This window comes from Amycolatopsis regifaucium (assembly GCF_001613935.1).
GTDB lineage: Bacteria > Actinomycetota > Actinomycetes > Mycobacteriales > Pseudonocardiaceae > Amycolatopsis > Amycolatopsis regifaucium.
This window is the reverse complement of sequence record NZ_LQCI01000051.1, coordinates 282536-299117: the sequence shown is the minus strand read 5'-3', so window position 1 is coordinate 299117 and position 16582 is coordinate 282536. Positions and strand designations below refer to the sequence as shown.

The 16582-nt window shown below is 69.6% G+C and carries 15 protein-coding genes; 9 read left to right on the top strand and 6 right to left on the bottom strand.

Annotated features, from left to right (window positions below; genetic code table 11):
• Positions 1-33: 33 nt before the first annotated feature.
• Positions 34-744, bottom strand: a complete 711-nt coding sequence (locus tag AVL48_RS35345) for a GntR family transcriptional regulator (protein ID WP_061985521.1) — start codon at positions 742-744, stop codon at positions 34-36.
• Between the two features lie 121 nt (positions 745-865).
• On the opposite strand from AVL48_RS35345, the gene AVL48_RS35340 reads away from it, so the two are divergent.
• The 4 genes from AVL48_RS35340 (at position 866) to AVL48_RS35325 (ending at position 5188) form a co-directional block, all read left to right on the top strand.
• Positions 866-1777: a glycoside hydrolase family 16 protein gene (locus AVL48_RS35340; protein ID WP_061985364.1), complete on the top strand. Its 912-nt coding sequence runs from the start codon at positions 866-868 to the stop codon at positions 1775-1777.
• A 69-nt stretch (positions 1778-1846) separates the two neighbouring features.
• Positions 1847-2719, top strand: coding sequence for a sigma-70 family RNA polymerase sigma factor (locus tag AVL48_RS35335; protein ID WP_061985362.1), 873 nt, complete (start codon positions 1847-1849; stop codon positions 2717-2719).
• A gap of 85 nt (positions 2720-2804) precedes the next feature.
• The gene (locus tag AVL48_RS35330) at positions 2805-3581 is read left to right on the top strand and encodes a cyclase family protein (protein WP_061985360.1); all 777 of its coding nucleotides are present in this window, start codon (positions 2805-2807) and stop codon (positions 3579-3581) included.
• A complete protein-coding gene (locus tag AVL48_RS35325) occupies positions 3578-5188 on the top strand; it encodes a thiamine pyrophosphate-binding protein (RefSeq protein WP_061985358.1) in 1611 nt (536 codons plus the stop codon). The genes AVL48_RS35330 and AVL48_RS35325 overlap by 4 nt, the downstream gene beginning before the upstream one ends.
• 3 nt (positions 5189-5191) lie before the next feature.
• On the opposite strand, the gene AVL48_RS35320 is transcribed toward AVL48_RS35325, so the two are convergent.
• From AVL48_RS35320 to AVL48_RS35310, 3 genes are read right to left on the bottom strand one after another with little or no spacing between them, the layout of a single operon-like run.
• Positions 5192-6454 carry a class I SAM-dependent methyltransferase gene (locus AVL48_RS35320; protein WP_061985356.1) on the bottom strand — a complete coding sequence of 421 codons (1263 nt, stop codon included), beginning with the start codon at positions 6452-6454 and terminating at the stop codon, positions 5192-5194.
• A gap of 30 nt (positions 6455-6484) precedes the next feature.
• Positions 6485-7870: an FAD-binding oxidoreductase gene (locus AVL48_RS35315; protein ID WP_061985519.1), complete on the bottom strand. Its 1386-nt coding sequence runs from the start codon at positions 7868-7870 to the stop codon at positions 6485-6487.
• A gap of 58 nt (positions 7871-7928) precedes the next feature.
• The gene (locus AVL48_RS35310) at positions 7929-9173 is read right to left on the bottom strand and encodes an SGNH/GDSL hydrolase family protein (RefSeq protein ID WP_061985354.1); all 1245 of its coding nucleotides are present in this window, start codon (positions 9171-9173) and stop codon (positions 7929-7931) included.
• Between the two features lie 111 nt (positions 9174-9284).
• On the opposite strand from AVL48_RS35310, the gene AVL48_RS35305 reads away from it, so the two are divergent.
• The 4 genes from AVL48_RS35305 (at position 9285) to AVL48_RS35290 (ending at position 14520) form a co-directional block, all read left to right on the top strand.
• On the top strand, positions 9285-9656 hold the full coding sequence (locus AVL48_RS35305; RefSeq protein WP_061985352.1) for an MmcQ/YjbR family DNA-binding protein: 372 nt from the start codon (positions 9285-9287) through the stop codon (positions 9654-9656).
• 120 nt (positions 9657-9776) lie between these two features.
• The gene (locus AVL48_RS35300) at positions 9777-10952 is read left to right on the top strand and encodes a sensor histidine kinase (protein ID WP_061985350.1); all 1176 of its coding nucleotides are present in this window, start codon (positions 9777-9779) and stop codon (positions 10950-10952) included.
• A complete protein-coding gene (locus AVL48_RS35295) occupies positions 10949-11611 on the top strand; it encodes a response regulator (protein ID WP_061985348.1) in 663 nt (220 codons plus the stop codon). Before AVL48_RS35300 ends, AVL48_RS35295 begins: the two co-directional genes overlap by 4 nt.
• A 2-nt stretch (positions 11612-11613) precedes the next feature.
• Positions 11614-14520, top strand: coding sequence for an AfsR/SARP family transcriptional regulator (locus tag AVL48_RS35290; RefSeq protein ID WP_061985347.1), 2907 nt, complete (start codon positions 11614-11616; stop codon positions 14518-14520).
• On the opposite strand, the gene AVL48_RS35285 is transcribed toward AVL48_RS35290, so the two are convergent.
• Complete coding sequence (locus AVL48_RS35285; protein WP_061985345.1) at positions 14492-14932, bottom strand: hypothetical protein; 441 nt, start codon at positions 14930-14932, stop codon at positions 14492-14494. The genes AVL48_RS35290 and AVL48_RS35285 overlap by 29 nt on opposite strands.
• A gap of 108 nt (positions 14933-15040) precedes the next feature.
• Positions 15041-15781 carry a carbonic anhydrase family protein gene (locus AVL48_RS35280; RefSeq protein ID WP_061985343.1) on the bottom strand — a complete coding sequence of 247 codons (741 nt, stop codon included), beginning with the start codon at positions 15779-15781 and terminating at the stop codon, positions 15041-15043.
• A 392-nt stretch (positions 15782-16173) separates the two neighbouring features.
• Here AVL48_RS35280 and AVL48_RS35275 point away from each other — a divergent pair, with 392 nt between their 5' ends.
• Entirely contained in the window at positions 16174-16530 is a 357-nt protein-coding gene (locus AVL48_RS35275) for a hypothetical protein (RefSeq protein WP_143105012.1), read from the top strand.
• Positions 16531-16582: the final 52 nt, after the last annotated feature.

The window sequence follows — 16582 nt, the reverse complement described above, 5'->3', positions numbered from 1 at the left end:
GACTCCCGTCCGGGCAGCCCCGGCACGCCGGAGTCAGCCGGAGGTGTGGTCGAACTTCAGATGTGAGGTGATCCGGTAGCGGTCGCCCCGGTAGATCGAGCGGGTGTATTCGATCACCCGGCCACCGGGGTCGCGGGTGGTGCGTTCGAACAGCAAGGCGGGGGAATGCTGCGGGACGCCGAGGAGCCCGGACTCGTCGGCGTCGGTGACGGTCGGTTCGGTGACCTGCACGGCCGTCGCGGGCAAGACCTCGTACCGCGTGCGGAGCAGCTCGTAGAACGAGCCGGCTTCGAAGTCGGCGCGCGTGATGTCGGGCACCAGGCCCCGTGGGACGAGGATCCGCTCGATCGCCATCGGCGCTTCTTCGACGATTCGGACGCGCGTGACGGCCACCAGCGGGCAGGCGGGGGAGACCTCGAGCCGTTTGCCGAGCCGGGCGCCCGCCGTCGTGATGGCGAAGTCGACCACCCGGCTGGTCCACTCGCCCTCGGCGGGTGGGGCGAACTGGTCGCCGCCGGTGGCGGGCAGGAGATCCTGGGAGATCTTGCGGGGCGCGGTGAACGTGCCGCGGCCGTGCTCGCGGACGAGGAGGCCGTCCCGCGCGAGTTCGTCGATCGCCGCCCGCAAGGTGGGGCGCGAAACGCCGATTTCCATGCTCAACGCGCGTTCCGAAGGCAGGACCTCACCCGGCTGCCGCCGCTCGATGAGCTTGCGCAGCCGTTCCTTGACCTCTGTCCGCCGCATGACCACAGCTTAGCCAGTGGTCGTCTTGAATTGGCTGGTGGACAACTTGTCTAGACCTATTGACTTTACCACTTTCGCGGGCGACCTTGGTGAAAACTGACCAGTGGTAAAGGAGACAGCGATGCCGAAGTTCCGTCTCACCACCTTGGCCGTCACCGCCCTCTCGGTCGCGGTGCTCGGAGCGGTGCCGGGTACCGCGAGCGGGGCGGCGGCCTGCGGGGCGCTGTTCGACGACTTCCACTACGCCTCGCACACCGACGGGCTTCTCGGGCAGCGCGGCTGGCAGGTGCGCTCGGGTGGCGGCGGACCCGGCGTCGCGGGCGCGCGGTGGGCTCCGGAAGGCATCACGTTCCCGACGTCCGGCGGGGACAAGGTGCTGCAGCTGGCTTCCGCCACCGACGGCACGCCCGCGGGTACGACGCAGACCGAGATCATGCAGCCCGATCGGCGGTTCTTCGAAGGGACCTACGCGGCGCGGATCCGGTTCTCCGACGCGCCGGCGTCCGGCCCCGACGGCGACCGGATCAACCAGACTTTCTTCACGATCAGTCCACTCCGCTACGACAATGACCCGATCTACAGCGAGCTGGACTTCTCCGAGTACCTGCCCAACGGCGGCTGGGGTGAGGCGGGGCCGGTCAATTTCCAGACCAGCTGGCATACCTACACACCGGACCCCTGGTACGCCGAGAACAAGAGCGACGCGCAGCGCCGCAGCATCGGCGGCTGGCACTCCGTGGCGGCGACCGTGTCCGGTGGCCACGTGCGGTACTACATCGACGGCGCGCTGGTGGCCGACCACGATCGCGGTGGGCCGTTCGACGTTTACCCGCGGCAGGCCATGTCGCTGAACTTCAACCAATGGTTCATCGACCTCACGCGGCACGCCGGCGGCACGAGCACCTACCTGGAACAGGTCGACTGGGTCTACTACGCGAAGAACGAGGTCCTCACACCTCAGGCGGCCGCCGAGCGGGCGGCGTCGTACCGGTCTTCGGGCGTGCGGTTCACCGACGGCACACGCGGTTGCTGACCCGGTCACATCCCTCGCCTCCCGCGGGTCGTTGGATAGGACCGGGGTTCTGCGGGAACGAGGAGTGCGGTGGACGAGCGTGATCGGCTGGCGGAACGATTCGAAGAGCACCGGACGAGGTTGCGCGCGGTGGCGTACCGGATGCTGGGCTCGGCCAGTGAGGCCGAAGACGCCGTTCAGGACACGTGGCTGCGGCTCAACCGGACCGACGCCGGGGAGATCGAAAACCTCGGCGGCTGGCTGACCACGGTCGTGGCGCGGGTGTGCCTGAACGTGCTGCGCTCGCGTGACCACCGGCGGGAAGAGCCACTCGACGCCGCTTCGTCCGAGCCCGCCGACTCCTCGGTCGATCTCGCCGCCGATGCGGTGCTCGCCGACTCGGTCGGACTGGCGATGCTGGTGGTACTGGACACGCTGGTCCCCGCCGAACGGCTCGCGTTCGTCCTGCACGACATGTTCGCCGTACCCTTCGACGAGATCGCCCCGCTGATCGACCGCACCCCGGCCGCCGCCAGGCAACTCGCGAGCCGCGCCCGGCGCCGCGTCCAACGCCGCCCCGCCACCGCGGAACCGGACCTCGCGCGACGCCGCCAAGCCGTCGACGCCTACCTGGCCGCGGCCCGCGGCGGGGACTTCGAAGCGCTACTCGAACTGCTCCACCCCGACGTCGTCCTCCGCGCCGACAAGGCGGCAGGCCCCTCACGCGCGCCGATCTTCCTGCGGGGTGTCGACACGGTGGCTCGTGGTGCGGCGGCCGCTTCGGTGCGGGCGGCTGTCACTCAGCTCGCGCTGGTCAACGGTGGCATCGGGCTCGTGATGGCCGACGAGGGCCTGCCGTCGGTGGTGCTCGCGTTCGCTTTCGTGGACGGGAAGATCGCCGAGATCGACGTCATGGCGGATCGGGATCGGCTGCGGACGTTGGATCTGGTGATTTTGGACTGATCGGTGGGCGGACCGGCCTCTCAGCCCCAACACCGGAAACCGGCCTAAAGTGTCCGAGACACCGCAGTCATCCCGGGAGGCACGCATGTCGTTGTTGGCCCAGCTGAGCACCGCGATCACCACCGGTAGGGTCGAGGTCGTCGACCTCACCGCACCGTTGAGCGCGAGCACGCCCGTCCTGCGGTTGCCGGAGCCGTTCGCGAACACGATCCCGTTCGGCCTGGAGGAGATCAGCCGCTACGACGAACGCGGGCCGCGCTGGTACTGGAACAACATCCACACGGGCGAGCACACCGGAACCCATCTCGACGTCCCGGTGCATTGGTTGTCGGGCAAGGACGGCCATGACGTCTCCGAGGTTCCGCTGCGGACGCTGGTCGCCCCGGCGGTGGTGCTCGACGCGTCGGCTCGCGCGGCCGAAGATCCGGACTTTCTGTTGTCGGTCGACGACATCCGCGAGTGGGAGCGTGAGAACGGGCCGCTTCCCGACGGTGGTTGGCTGCTCTACCGCACGGGTTGGGACGCCCGTTCGCACGAGCAGGAGACCTTCCTCAACAACGACGAGAACGGCCCGCATACGCCGGGGATCTCGGCGGACTGTGCCCGCTGGCTCGCCGAGGAGGCGCCGATCACCGGGTTCGGGGTGGAGACGGTGGGCACGGACGCGGGGCAGGCGCTGGCCCTCGAACCTGCCTTCCCCTGTCACGAACTCTTGCTGGGGGCGGGAAAGCACGGCTTGACCCAGTTGCGGAATCTGGCGAGCCTGCCGCCGACCGGATCGCTGTTGGTCGTCAGCCCGCTCCCGATCGTCGGCGGTTCCGGTAGTCCCGCTCGTGTCTACGCGTTGGTGGAACGGGGATGAAGGTCGCGGAGCTGGTCGGCCGCACGTTGGCGGAACTCGGTGTGGGTGCCGCGTTCGGAGTAGTGGGCAGTGGCAACTTCGAGGCCACCAACGGGTTGCGGGCCGGGGGAGTGCGGTTCGTCGCCGCGCGGCACGAGGGTGGCGCGGCGAGTATGGCCGACGCGTACGCGCGGATGAGCGGCCGGATGTCGGTGCTGAGTTTGCACCAGGGCGTCGGGTTGACCAACGCGATCACCGGGATCACCGAAGCGGCCAAGAGCCGGACACCGATGATCGTCCTGGCCGCCGACACCGCGGCCTCGGCGGTGCTGTCGAACTTCCGGATCGACCAGGACGCGCTCGGGGCGGCCGTCGGCGCCGTGCCGGAACGCGTCCACAGCGCGGCGACGGCGGTCGCCGACACCGTCCGCGCCTACCGGACGGCCTGGCAGCAACGCCGGACCGTCCTGCTCAACCTCCCGCTCGACGTGCAGGCCCAGGAGGCGCCGGAAGGCGTTCCAGTTCCGGAAATCGGTGGCCCGGCGCCGATCCGGCCGAGCGTCGAGGCGGTCGCCGAACTGGCTGATCTTCTCGCCGAAGCCCGGCGGCCGGTGTTCATCGCCGGTCGCGGTGCGCGGGCGAGTTCCGCGGCGCTGCGAGAGCTCGCGGAGGTTTCCGGCGCCCTGCTGGCGACGTCGGCGGTGGCACATGGTCTGTTCCACGATGATCCCTTCGCGGTCGGGATCGCGGGCGGGTTTTCGTCCCCGGGGGCAGCGGGCCTCATCGGTGACGCCGACCTCGTGATCGGCTGGGGCTGCGCGCTGAACATGTGGACCACGCGGCACGGCACACTCCTCGGTCCGGAGGCCCGCCTGGTCCAGGTCGACGTCGAGCAGGCCGCGCTCGGCGCCCACCGCCCGATCGACCTCGGCATCGTCGGAGACGTCACCAGCACCGCCGTCGACGTCCACGCGGAACTCGGCAGGCGCGGTCACCACGCGAGCCGCGAATTCCCTCCAGGAACCCGATGGAACGACGTCCCGTATAACGACTTATCCGGCGACGGGCGGATCGATCCGCGCACGCTCAGCCGCCGTCTCGACGAGATCCTCCCCGCCGAACGTGTGGTCTCGGTCGACTCCGGCAACTTCATGGGCTATCCGAGCGCGTATCTGTCCGTGCCCGACGAGAACGGCTTTTGTTTCACGCAGGCGTTCCAATGCGTCGGGCTCGGTTTCGGTACGGCGATCGGCGCGGCACTGGCCAGGCCGGACAGGCTCCCGGTGCTCGCCGTCGGCGACGGCGGGTTCCACATGGCCCTCTCGGAACTGGAAACCGCCGTACGGCTGCGGATCCCGCTCGTGGTCGTCGTCTACAACGACGCCGCGTACGGCGCCGAGATCCACCACTTCGGTGACGCGGACATGACCACGGTCCGGTTCCCCGACACCGATATCGCGGCGATCGGCCGCGGCTTCGGCTGCGAGGGCGTCACCGTGCGATCGGCCGAGGAGCTGACGGCCGTCACGGACTGGCTCGGCGGACCACGGGACGCGCCGCTCGTCGTCGACGCCAAGATCGCCGACGACGGCGGCTCGTGGTGGCTGGCCGAGGCCTTCCGCCACTGAGTGCTACACGCCCCAGTCCGGCCGCAACGGCATGCCCGAGTCGCCGTCCGGACCGACCTTGACGCCGAGCACCTGGTGCAGTTCGATCTCGCGCCGTTCGAAGGCGAGGCGGCAGGCGGCCATGTACAGCGCCCAGACCCGGCTCCGGCCGGCGCCCGCCTCGGCGACGGCCGCGTCCCAGTTCGCGTCGAGGTTGGCGCACCACGCGCCGAGGGTGGTGGCGTAGTGCTCGCGGAGGTTCTCCGAGTGCCGCACCTCGAGTCCGCTGTCGTGCATCGCGGTGGCGATCTCCCCGACGGACTCCAGCTCCCCGTCGGGGAAGACGTACCGGTCGATGAAGCCGCGCGACCGGTGCGGGACGGAGGTGTCGGGGTTGGTGATGCAGTGGTTCAGCAACCGCCCTTGCGGCTTCAGTTTCCCGGCGAGGAAACGGAAGTACGACGGCAGGTTCCGCGCGCCGATGTGCTCGGTGAGCCCGATCGACGACACGGCGTCGAAGCCGGTTTCGGTGACGTCGCGGTAGTCGAGGTGCCGCACCTCGGCCCGGTCCGCGAGCCCCTTGGTCACGATGTCCTTTTGCGCCCACTGTGCCTGTTCGCGCGAAAGGGTGACGCCCAGCGCCTCGACACCGTAGTTCGCGACCGCGTGCTCGACCATCCCGCCCCAGCCGCAGCCGACGTCCAGCAGCCGCATCCCCGGTTTGAGGCCGAGTTTCCGGCACACCAGGTCGAATTTGTGCTCCTGCGCCTCTTCCAGTGACGAGTCGGCGGACGGGAACGCGGCGCAGGTGTAGGCCATCGACGGGCCCAGCACCAGTTCGTAGAACCGGTTCGAGACGTCGTAGTGGTTCGAGATCGCGTTGCTGTCGCGGGCTTTCGAGTGCCGCAGCCCGTCGAAGACGCGTTTGACGCGACTCGGCAGTTCTTCGGCGGGCGGGGCGACCCGGCGCAGATGCCGGGGGCCGAGTTCGCGCAGCAGCCACAGGCGATCCGCGGTGCTGAGCTGATCGACCTGTGCCACGAGAGCACGCAGCGCCGTATAGATGTCACCGTCCACGTCGAGCGCGCCGGCGACATAGGCGCGCGCGAGACCGAGGTCTCCCGGAGACGACATCAGGTACGTCAGCGCCAGTGGTGAGCGCACCTGGATCGACACCGGCGCGTCCGCCGGACCGCTCGTGCTGCCGTCGTAGGCGGTGATGGACACTTGGGCGCTCGGGCCGAGCAACCGCTCGAAGATCTTCCCGACGGTCGTGCTCTCAGCCATGTTCGTCTCTCTTCTTCTTCCCGGCCCGGGTCACCGCCGCCGCACGCATTTCGCGTACAGGTCGAGCAGGCGGCCGTCGGGGTCGTAGGCCGTTTTGAGTTTCCGGTAGGCGTCGCCGTTGTACAGCCGCCAGAACTCTTCTTCGGTATAGAAACTGTCGGAGTACAGCGATTTCCGCCCGCCGAGTCGGGTCACTTCGGCTTCGATCAGCCGATTGTGCGTATCCGGCTCCTCGCCGGGGTCCAGTGGGACCGCGGACCAGAAGCCGAAGTTGACGTACAGCGTTTCGGGGTCCAGTTCGTACAGCGGCGAGTTCACGCTACCCGGCCGCTGCTTCAGCGGGCAGATCCACACCGGGCTGATCGGGATCTCCCGGCGGAAGAAGTCCAGGAACTCCGCGGCCCGCGAGAGCGGCACCTCGATGTCCTGGACGACGGTCTCTTCCGGCGGGAGACCGCGCAGCTTGAGCAGTTTCGCGGCGATCCCGAACCGGCGGTCGAGCGCCACCGCCTTCCAGTAGACCGACGACCGGAGCAGCCGCCTGCCCAGCAGCAGCCGGGGGAGCCGGTGCTGCACGCCGAACGCCCGCGAGCACCAGAACCAGTCCGTGTCCCAGCGCCACAGGTAGTCCCGGACGCTCAGGTGGTCGGTCTCCCGTTCGCGGATCGACTTGTAGTAGATGTCGAGCCAGGTGTAGTCGCTGGTCGCGGGCGCGGAAGTGGTGAACGTGCCCAGTGTCAGGTACTGCTCGCCGGGGCCGAAGACCGTTCCGTCCACGAAGTCCGCCGATCCGTTCCGGCAGGCTTCGCCGAGCGCCGCGAAGTACTCCTCGGTGTCGTCGTACCGGATGTGGTCGAGCCGCACATACGGTTTGACCGGCTCCAGCTCGATCTTCAGCCGCAGCGCGTAGCCGAGCGTCCCGTAGGAGTTCGGGAAGCCGTGGAACAGGTCGCTGTGCTCGTTGTCCGCTCGCGCGACGACGACCCTGCCGTCGCCGGTGAGCAACTCCATCTCCAGCACCGACTCGTGCACGAGACCGTTGCGGAACGACGAAGATTCGATGCCGAGGCCGGTGACCGCGCCGCCGAGGGTGATCGTCTTGAGCTGCGGCACGACCAGCGGCATCAGCCCGTGGGGCAGGGTCGCGTCCACCAGTTGCTCGTAGGTGACCATGCCCTCGACGTCGGCCGTGCGGGCCAGTGGATCGACGTCGAGCACGTGCGTGAACCCCGAGACGTCCAGTCCCGGCGTACTGGTCGCCGTCCGCGCGCGGAACAGGTTCGACGTCCGCTTCGCCAGCCGGATCGTGCCGTGGAGGCCGGCCAGTTGCGCACGGAGGGTTTCCGTGCGCGCTTCGTGTTCGGCGAACCGGACCAACCGCGCCGTCGCTCGGCTGCCGCTGTCGTTGTCAGTCATCATTGATCGCCATCAACTCATCGTGCCTGACGAAACCGCCGCGCGCAGCCCTCAATCTCTACCTGAGCCGCGGCAAGGAGACGGCGTCCGCCATCGCCGTGAAGCCCTTGTCGCCGGGGTGGAGGTGATCGCCGGAGTCGTACTCGGGTTTCATCCGCTGCGGGTCGGCCGGATCGCGGATCACCGCGTCGAAGTCGAGGTAGCCGTCGAACAGCCTGCTGGTCCGGATGAACCGGTTGACCGCCTGCCGGGTCTCTTCGAGTTCGGGGGTGTAGGAACGCCAGCCCTTCCACGGCGTGATCGTCGCGCCGAGCACCCGCAGGCCGCGGTCATGTGCCCGGTTGGCGATCTGCTTCAGCGCCGAGATGATCTTGCCCGGCTCGGCCTGATGCGGGGTCTGCTGGATGTCGTTGATGCCTTCGAACACGATCGCCGTCCGCACACCGGACTGACTCAGCACGTCCCGATCGAGGCGCGCCAGCGCGTTGACGCCGTAGTTGCCGCCGTCGAGCAGCAGCCGGTTCCCGCTGATCCCCGCGTTGAGCACGCCGAGGTGACGGCTGATCCTGTCGGCGAGCTGATCGGGCCAGCGCAGATTGGCGCCCCAGGTCGAGTTCGCCCCGTCGGTGATGGAGTCGCCGATCGCGACGACGCTGCCCCGCAGCCCGTGGCCGCGGACGTCCACTCCGGACACGTAGTGCCAGACGGCGGTCCGTTCCGGGAACGCCGCCGCCGACTCGTCGGCCGCCTTGTCGCCATCACGGGTGAAGTACGAGTTCTGCATGGCCAGCGGGTGATGGGTGACCGGGCCGGACGGCGTCGGGGTGTACGTGGTCACCAGGAGGTCGCCGTCCCTCGGCACGTTCAGCGCCGCGCCGTCACTGACGACGTCGGCACCCGGTGGCACGGTGATCTCGCCGTCGCCGCCGAAAGTGAGCGTGCGCATGGTGCCGGGGACGGCCTGCGGGGTGTCCGGTCCGGCGGCGACCGCGACGGTCACCCGGCCGAACAGCACCGGCGTCCGGCCGAAAGCGTTGGACAGCCGGACGCGGACCTCGTGCCCGCCGGCGCTGGTGTGCACGATGTTGCGGATCGAGTAGTTCGGGTAGCCGTTGTCGGTCCCGGCCACCCCGGCCGCGGGCGCCGCCGCCCAGGTGCCCACCCATCCGCTCGTGGTGACGCTCTCCACCTGGTCCGCCGAAGCCGCCGCCGCGGCTCCCGGTACGACGCCCAGCAGCAGGACGGCCGCCACCAGTAAACGCTTTCCCGAATACCCGCCTGGCAAGACACGGTTCGGTCGCATGTCGTCACGCCTCCACCCAGTCGGCTCCGCTCATCGTCGGTGAATCACCGACCGCGGTCAATGCGCGGCGCAGGACAGATTTCTGTCGGACACGGGGGTTAGCCTGAGCGGATGACGCCTGCCGCTCTCCGGAAGATCTGCCTCGGCTTCCCCGGTGCCCGCGAGGAGTTCCCGTTCGACGAGCATTCCAGTGTGTTCAAGGTGGCGGGCAAGATGTTCGCGCTCAGCGCGCTCAAGACGAAGCCGCTGCGGATCAGCCTCAAATGCGAGCCGGATCTGGCGGTCCGGCTGCGCGCCGAGCATCCGGCGATCATCCCCGGCTACCACCTGAACAAGCAGCACTGGAACACCGTCGAACTCGACGGCTCGCTGAGCGACGACTTCGTCCGCGAGATGATCGAGGACTCCTACGACCTCGTCGTCGCGGGCCTGCCGAAACGGGAGCAGGAGAAGCTGAAGTGGGTCGCGCTCGGCCAGGAGTGAGCGGCCCGCGTTTCATCCGGATTTCATCGGTCCGTGCTCGCCCGGCCTCCTACCGTGGGCGGAGACGGGTGCCGACCGCCGCACGATGACGTGTCGTCCCGGACTTCCTAGGCTGAAGCGGTGCTGGTGATCTTGCGGGACCGATTCCGGGCACGGGTGCAGGTGAGCCTCGCCCGGGCCGGATTGACCCTGCCGTGGTGGGGCGCGTTGTGCGCGACCAGCGTGAGCTTGGTGTTCACGGTGGTCGCGCTGGTGCAGCGGGACGCCCTGCTGCCGCCCGAGCCGATCGCGCTGGCCGGGTTGATCGTGATCGCGCCGTCGCTGATCTGGGTCACCACCGCCTGGATCATGCCGTGGGTGCGGATGGCCGCGCTGATCGCCGCCGCCTCGGTCCTGCTCCTCGAGCCGGTACTCCCGGATTTCGCGCCGTTGTTGCTGCTGGTCGCGGCCACCGAAGCGGGCAGCGTCCTGAAGACGACGACGGGAATCGCCATCGTCACCGTCACGTGTGAGGCGGTCCTGATCGTCGCGGGCGTCTGGGGCGGGCTGATCGGCGTGCCCGTCTATCTGGTCGCGATCCTGCTCGGCCTCAGCGGCGGGCTCATGGTCCGCTGGTACACCAGGGTGCTGGACGCCGAACGCGGCAACCGCGACGCCTCCCGCGACAAGGCGCTGCTGGCCGAGCGGCAGCGGATCGCGCGCGAGGTGCACGACGTCGTCGGCCATTCGCTCAGCATCACGCTGCTGCATCTGACCGGTGCCCGGCGGGCGCTGCAGCAGGACCGCGACATCGACGAGGCGATCGAAGCGCTCACCGAAGCCGAACAGGTGGGCCGCGCCGCGATGGCCGACATCCGCCGCACGGTCGGCCTGCTCGCCGACACACCGTCCGGAAGCGCCCCGTTACCGGGCGTGGAGGACATCGCGACGCTGGTGGAACGCACCAGGGCCGCCGGTTTGGCGGTGCGCTATACACAGGAAGGCGACCTCGGTCTGGTAGGCGCCTCGGAAGGATTGGGCCTCTACCGCATCGTGCAGGAATCACTCGTCAACGTTGTCAAGCACGCCCCCGGCGCGACCGCGGAGGTCCGGCTGAACACCGGCCGGTGGGGCGCGAAGCTCATTGTCAGCAACACCCTGCCCACGGCCGTCCGGCGCACGTCGGAGGACGGGTCGGGGCTGGCCGGGATGGCCGTCCGGGCGGCGCAGCTCGGCGCGGAACTCAGCGCCGGGCCCCAAGGCAAGCAGTGGATCGTGGAAGTCACCGTGCCGGGCACCCGGGCGGTGCAGGCATGACCGCCACCGAGATCCGCGTGCTGCTGGTCGACGATCAGGAGCTGGCCCGGTCCGGGCTGCGCCGCATCCTGCGGCGTCGCGACGGGTTCGTCATCGCGGGGGAATGCGGCGACGGCTCGGAAGTGCCCGCCGCGCTGGCCGCGCACGAGGTCGACGTCATCGTGATGGACCTGCGGATGAAGAACGTCGGTGGCGTGGAAGCGACGAGGCGGTTGCGACATTCCGGCGGCCATCCGCCCGTGCTCGCGCTGACCACCTTCGACGACGACAACCTGCTCGCCGACGCGCTACGGGCGGGGGCGGCGGGGTACGTCCTCAAGGATTCCCCGGCCGAGGACCTGATCCGGGCCGTGCGCGCGGTCGCCGCGGGCGACGCCTGGCTCGACCCCGGCGTCACCGGCCGCGTGCTCGCCGCCTACCGGCAGGCCGCCGGAACCGGCAGCGGCGGGCGTTCGCCCGAACTGCTGACCCCGCGGGAACAGGACGTGCTCCGGGCGATCGGCCGCGGGCTGACCAACGCGGAGATCGCCGCGGCGCTGGTGATTTCGGAGGTGACCGTGAAAAGCCACATCGGCCGGATCTTCACCAAGCTCGGCCTGCGTGACCGGGCGGCGGCGATCGTCTACGCGTTCGATCACGGGATCGTGGTGCCGGGCTAGCCATGGGAAACGAAGGGGGGATGACCATGCCGGACACGTTGCGCTTCGAGGTGCTCGGCCCGCTGCGGGCCTGGCGTGGGGAGACGCGACTGGATCTCGGTCCGGTCCGGCAGCAGGCCGTGCTGGCCGCGCTGGTGCTGCGCCCGGACGTGACCGTCAGCCAGCACGAACTCACCGACGGGCTGTGGGAACGGCCGCCGGAGTCGAACGTGCTGCCGGTCTACGTCCGGCGGCTGAGGCAATGCCTGGACACCTCCGGGCAGCGGCCGCGGGACTCGGTGATCGTGTCCGACCGCGGCGGCTACCGGTTCGCCAGCGCCGGGGTGCGGCTGGACGTGGCGCGGCTGGAGGAGATGGCCGCCGTCGCGGCCGCCGCCGAGGAGACGGGTGACCTCGTCACCGCGGTGGACACCTTCGCCGACGCGCTCCGGTTGTTCCACGGCGAGCCGCTCACGGGGCTGCCCGGCGCGTTCGTGCAGGGTGAGCGGCGACGGCTGGAGGAACGCAGACTTCTGCTGCTGCGCCGGAAACTGGGCGCCCAGCTGAAACTCGGCCGGTTCGACGAGGTGATCGGCGAGCTGTCGGCGCTGGTGTCCGCCGACCCGCCGAGCGAGCCGCTGGCCGCCCTGCTGATGCGCGCCCTCTACGGCGGCGGGCGGCAGGCGGAGGCGCTGGAGGTGTTCACCGACGTCCGCGAGCGGCTGATCGACCAGCTCGGCGTCGAGCCTGGCGAGGAACTACGGCAGGTTCAGGAATCGGTGCTGCGTGGTGATGACGCGCTGCTCGGCGTCACCCAGCGCCGGGAGGCACCGCGCCGCGCCCGCAACGAACTGCCGGCCACCACCGGCGAACTCGTCGGGCGGGACCGGGAACTCGCGCTGCTCGTCGCGGAAGGCGATCCGGAGTCGGTTTCGGTCGACGCCATCGACGGTGTCCCCGGCGCCGGGAAGACGACGCTCGCGGTGTCCGCGGCCCACCGGCTCCGTGAGTCCTATTCCGACGGTGCGCTGTTCGTGGATCTGCACGGATACACCGAAGGCCGCGAGCCGGTGACCCCGGAACGCGCGCTGCGGCGGCTGTTGCGCGCGGTCGGCGTCGAAGACGTCGCCATGCCCGACGATCTCGACGAGCTGTCCGCGTCGTGGCGGGCGGCGACCGCGCGGCTGCGGTTGCTGCTGGTGCTCGACAACGCCCGATCCGCTGGGCAGGTACGACCCTTGTTGCCTGCCGGTCCGGGTAGTCGCGTGCTGGTGACCAGTCGCCGTCGTCTGTCCGGGTTGGACGCCGATCGCCGGGTGTCCCTCGGCGCGCTGGGGCTCGAAGCCGCGGAACGGCTGCTGAGTCGCATCGTGGGCGCGCCGAGGGCCGAGGGGGAGCGGTTCGCCGTGCGCGCGCTCGCCGGGCTGTGCGGACGGCTGCCGCTCGCGCTGCGGATCGCGGGTGCCCGGTTACAGAACCGTCCGATGTGGACGTTCAAGGACCTGGTGGACCGGATGTCGGACGACGAGCGGCGCCTCGGCGAACTGACCGCCGAGGACCGCAGCGTCGAGGTGGCGCTGAGCCTGTCGTACGAGCAGCTTCGGCCCGCCGAAAGACGCGCGTTCGGCGCGCTGGGACTTTCGCCGACCCCCGAGTTCGACAGCCTTTCGGTGGCCGCCCTGCTGGACTGCTCGCCCGCCGAAGCCGAGCGTCAGCTGGAGAACCTCGTCGACGCGAGTCTCGTGCAGGAACCGGCGAGCGGCCGTTACCGGCTGCACGATCTGGTGGCGGTCTACGCGCGACGGCTCGCCGGAGAGCTGCCGGACGACGTCGTCGAAGCCGCGCGGAACCGGGTCTACGGGCTGTACCTCAAGGCCGCTCGCCGGGCGAGCGAATGGGGAGTCGCGCGGTTCCCGCCGCCGCCGGGCGCCGGGCCGTTCACCGGACAGCGGGACGCCTCGGTCTGGCTCGACGCCGTCGGCGACCTGCCCGAAGTGGTCACCCAAGCCGCCGAGGCGGGTCTGGAAGATGTCGCTTGCTCGATCGCCGAAGGGCTGGTCGACTACCTCGCGCGCCAGCAGCGGTACCACGAATGCCGGGCCGCCCTGCAGATCGCGCTGCCACTGGCCGAACGGGCGGAAGACGGGCTGTTGGTCGCGTCGCTTCGGTTCTGCCTCGGCTACGCCTACGCCATGCAGGGGCAGCTGGACCGGGCGCGCGGCTGGTTCGACGACGCGCTGCGAGCGGGCGAGGCCTGCGGCGACCGCGGGATGGAGGCGCGGGCGTTGGGCGGGCTCACCATGGTGGACCTGATCGCCGGGCGGCACGACCTCGCGGTGCCGGGGATGCGACGGGTGATGACCATAGCCGACGAAGTGGGCGACGGCTGGCTCGCCGAACGGTCGCTGTCCGCGCTCGGCTATCTCGCCTATCTGCGCGGCGAGTACGAAGAAGCGCTGGAACATCTCGGCCGTGCCCGCGACCTGAGCGAGGAGATCGGCAGCCCTGGGATGCTGGCCCGGGTGCTGTGCCACAGCGGCACCGTCCGTCTCGAAATCGGGAGGTTCGCCGAAGCCGTGTTGGATCTGCGGCGGTCCGTCGAACTGGCCGAGGAGACGACCGACGGCCTGCTGACCGCGTCCAGCCTCGCCCGGCTGGGCGCGGCGGAACTGGAACTCGGGAACCTCGACGAGGCGTTCGAACTCCAGCGGCGGGCACTGACCGCGGTCACCGAAGAGACCATCGCCGGGATTGAGTCCGAGATCCGCAACCGGCTCGGCCGCACCCATCTCGCCGCGGGCGACCCGGTGGCCGCCAGGGAGCACTTCGAATGGGTGCTGACCACCATGGGACCCGACGGCGACGCCCTGCAACGCACCCTCGCCCTGGAAGGTCTGGACCTCACCAGACAGTCGGCACGCCGGCGTTGACGATCGTGAAACGGTGTCCTGTCATGGTCGCCCGCCAGCGGTCGAAGTAGGCGTCACCGGCGTCGGCCAGGTGAGCTCCGGGGCGGACCTCGTGGACGACGTACGCCCAGTCCGCGCCGTCGCACAGCACCAGTTCCCGCGGTGCCCCGCGCTTCCGGAGTACGGACGCGCACAGGGCACCGCGCCTGCTGACGGCGCCGTCGTCCAGACAGCGCCGGAGGTCGTCGACGGCGTGGGCGGCGGTCGCGAACAGCGTCCACCGGTACTTGGGCGCCGGACGGCCGGTGGCCCACGGTGTGGAGAACGCCGTCCAGCTCCAACCCGGTCCGACGACACCGTCCAGTTCCCCGGGACTCGGCCGGTCGTCCTCGGGCACCACCGTGTTGTACGGGGTCCGGCTCGCCGGGCTCATGCACGCCTCCTCGTGGACCAGCGGACCGCGCTCACGGATCCGTGCCGGAACCGTAAGGAGGCGCCATGAAATCCCGATGAAACGTCGCCGCGCCGCTGTCCCGTGGGGTCAGCTCCCCGGCACCACGGTCAGGTGCCGCCCGTTCAGCGGCTGGGGCGTCCGGGCGTTGCCGTCCCCGAACAGGCTTCGGAACCGCGCGATCGTCGCCGGGGAGACGGTCTGCTCGGACATCAGGAACCACTGCACGCCTTCGGTGAACGGCGCCGTGGTGAGGGAGCCGCTGTAGCGGAGCGTGCCCCGGTCGCGGGGAAGGAGCGTGTTCAGGTCGAAGTCGGCCAACGCGACCGTCTCGCCGCATTCCGGCGCGAGTTTCGCCAGGATGTGATCCACCGGCGACGCGGCGCCCGCGCGCAACGGCACTCCGATCACCAGCAGCTTTCCGGCGGCGCTGCGGTGGACGAAATGCATTTCCAGCGGATCGGTGCGACCTTTAAAGCGGTGCTCGGACGGGGTGTGGAAATGGAACTGTTCGAGTTCGTAGCGGACCCCGGCCAGCGTGACGTGCCCGGTGCCGGGCCGAACCACCGCCTCTTCGGTTTCTTCGTGGTTTCTCGTACTGCATCCGCTGGATTCGGCTGCGTCCTTTCGGACGTATTCCAGGTCCAGATCGGAATGGCCGTAGGAGATATACAGCCTCGGCAGGGTGGGATCGAACCGGATCGCGCCAGGGGAGATGTCGACCGGGCTCTGTGACGGCTGCCGCGATTGGGCGGTCGTGCCGCCCCCGGTGAGCAGGAAACCGGTGAGTACGAGGGGAACGACGAATGCGGTAAGGCGCCTGCGCGTCACGCTCTGAACCTTTCGAGGACCCGGACGAACTGTGCCCATCCGGTCAATGTCGGCCTCACCCAATGGGGGCGATGCGCGAGAAGAACACATCTTTTTCCTCTGCCGTGAAATGCACAAGCCCCCTGTGCAGGGCAATTTCCGGCACAATTCCCTCGATTCGTACGAAACGGAGTGTGATCTGTGTCGGCCTTCCGTAAAACTCTTACTGTGCGCATCCGGGTCGATACCCCTAGTATCCGAGTGTGTCGATCTTGACTGTGCTCCTCAGCCTGGTGGCTCTTTTTCCCGCCGCGGACCCGGTTGCTCGCGCGGGTGCCTGCGAAAGGGCGGAAGGGGTGACTGTCGCCGTCGATCTCAAGGGGGCCGGTCGGCCCGAAGTTCTCTTGCGCTGTGTGGCCGGCTCCCCCGGCGATGCGCGGACCGCGCTCGAACGCTCCGGGCTCGACGTGCGTCTCGGGAGCGGAAGCGGGCCGTACGGGGATTCCGGCTACGTCTGCCGTCTCGAAGGCCTGCCCGCTGACGATTTCTGTACCGGTCACCGGGACGGCGCGCCGTTCTGGAAGGTGTGGCGGGTTGGCGTCGATCCCCTCGCCTGGCGGGAGTCGCGGACTCAGGGCGGTCCTGGCGCGGTCCGCGTCTGTCCTGGCGGCCTCGTCGGCTTCGCCTTCGGTTCGAAGACTTCGCAGATGACGGTGACGCCCGAGCAGGTGGTGACCAGGCCGGGCTGGCTTCCGCCCCCTTGCCCTTAAGTGGCGATTCGCAAATATGGCGTGATCGGCCCGTTGCCGTGAAGGTCCCCTT